This window comes from Sphaerochaeta sp. UBA5836, assembly GCF_002432845.1.
In the GTDB taxonomy this organism is placed as follows: Bacteria; Spirochaetota; Spirochaetia; order Sphaerochaetales; family Sphaerochaetaceae; genus Sphaerochaeta.
Window position 1 is genome coordinate 1 of record NZ_DJGW01000015.1, and the last position, 922, is coordinate 922.

The window sequence follows — 922 nt, forward strand, 5'->3', positions numbered from 1 at the left end:
TACTTTCAAAACAATTATTGTTCTGTAAAGAAGGCCACACCGACTCTTGTACAATTGGAGCATCCCTGTTAGTATCGTGACCAATGACGTCGATTTGATAGCCTCCCGGCTTGCGGGCGTCACTAAAGAAACTTGCTAAAAGGGGAGCGCAACAATTCTCAGAATTGAGTTCCTCCTTCCCCAAGTTCTCAAAGGAAGGGTGTATGCTGTCACATGGATCACACATTTTCACATCAGAATCAGTAAGCGAAGGACATCCGGACAAAGTCTGCGATCAGATTTCCGATGCCGTTCTCGACAACTGTCTTCGTCAGGACCCCAAAAGCAGGGTTGCCTGCGAGGTCTTTGCCACTACCGATACTGTAATTGTAGGCGGGGAGATCACCACCAACGCCACACTGGACATTGAAGCTATCGTCAGGGAAACCGTCAAGCAAATCGGCTATACCGAAGAAGGATGCGGATTCGACTATAAGACTCTGAAGGTCGTCAACCTGACCAATACGCAGTCGGCCGACATCTCCATGGGGGTGAATGCCGATACATCCCTCTTCGGCGAGCAGGGAGCAGGAGACCAGGGCATGATGTTCGGCTTCGCCTGCGACGAAACAGAAGAGCTCATGCCCGCCCCGGTCATGTGGGCTCATCAGCTGCTGATGGAAGCAAGCCGGCTTCGCAAGGCCGGAGATGCCCCATTTCTTCGCCCCGATGCGAAAAGCCAAGTATCGCTGCTCTATCAGGACGGAAAGCCGGTGCACATCGACTCGGTGGTCATCAGTCACCAGCACACACCCGAAACCGACCGCAACCATCTCATCTCCTTCTTGACCGACAAAGTGATCAAAGTGGTGCTTGAGAAGACAGGACTTCTGGATGAGAAGACAAAAATCTACATCAACCCGACCGGCCGTTTTGTCATCGG

1 protein-coding gene is annotated in these 922 nt (G+C 52.0%); it reads left to right on the plus strand.

Annotated elements, in window-relative coordinates; all coding sequences use genetic code 11:
- Window positions 1-203: 203 nt before the first annotated feature.
- Window positions 204-922: methionine adenosyltransferase (gene metK, locus B3F49_RS01130; protein WP_293908610.1), on the plus strand; the 719-nt coding region annotated here is incomplete at its 3' end.